This is a genomic window from Cupriavidus sp. 8B (assembly GCF_054589115.1).
The window spans coordinates 1-550 of the sequence record NZ_BAAILO010000397.1 but is presented as its reverse complement, the minus strand read 5'-3'; the positions used below and the strand labels follow the sequence as shown (position 1 = coordinate 550).

General features: G+C 58.7%; 1 protein-coding gene. It reads left to right on the top strand.

Annotated elements, in window-relative coordinates:
* Positions 1-439: transposase (locus tag ACYP5B_RS37610; RefSeq protein ID WP_459572963.1), on the top strand; the 439-nt coding region annotated here is incomplete at its 5' end.
* Between the last annotated feature and the right edge of the window lie 111 nt (positions 440-550).

Below are 550 nucleotides of genomic sequence, written 5' to 3'. Positions count from 1 at the left end.
CCTGGTGGTCAGCGCGCTGGTGACAAGTGCTGACGGGCATGCAGAGCGCGAAGCCGCCAAGGTCATGGTCAACGACGCCCGGCAGGTGGTCGACGACGCGGACGTGGAAGTCACCGTGGGTGCGGACAAGGGGTATGACGCGGCCGAGTTCATTGAGGCTTGCCTTGAGATGAAGGTCACGCCGCACGTGGCGCAAAACACCTCCGGGCGACGCTCGGCGGTTCCGGATGAGATCGCCTGCAGCGGGAGTTATGCCATTTCGCAGCAAAAGCGCAAACTGATCGAACAAGGCTTTGGCTGGGCCAAGACCGTGGGGCGCATGCGTCAAGTGATGGTGCGCGGACTGAAGAAAGTTGACCAGATGTTTGTGTTGAGCATGGCCGCATACAACTTGGTGCGCATGCGCTCGCTGGGAGAAATCCGTCCGCAGTTGCAGTAATCGCGGTAATGAGGGCCAGAAACGGGCGCCAAATCATCAAAAAATCGATGAAATGACGCGCAGCTTCCGGATTGTGAAAAATAGGCGGCACATCAACCATAGAGCGGGAAG